Raw genomic sequence first — 258 nt, 5'->3', positions numbered from 1 at the left:
CACACTAAGGTTCCCCTAAGTCTGCTCAGCTAGACTGCGTGGCACTCAACTCCTGAGGAATCGCCACCATGTCGCCCGCTACCGACAAGCCTATCTCCCGCTGGCTCAACAAGGTTCCTGAGATCACGCTTGCGTTCTGGATTATCAAAATCATGTCCACCACCGTCGGTGAAACTGCCTCCGACTACCTGGCCGTCAACGCGGGCTGGGGCCAAGGTTTTACGCGCGGCTTGATGATGTCCGTGCTTGCAATAGCGC

At 57.0% G+C, this 258-nt stretch carries 1 pseudogene; it reads left to right on the top strand.

Features of this window, described 5'->3' with window-relative positions:
- Positions 1-68 precede the first annotated feature (68 nt).
- Positions 69-258 (top strand): annotated as a pseudogene (locus tag SB816_RS32980) (hypothetical protein); the annotation flags it as partial.

This window comes from Achromobacter sp. SIMBA_011 (assembly GCF_046535435.1).
Classification (GTDB): Bacteria; Pseudomonadota; Gammaproteobacteria; order Burkholderiales; family Burkholderiaceae_B; genus Achromobacter; species Achromobacter dolens.
This window is presented reverse-complemented; position numbering and strand designations above follow the sequence as displayed.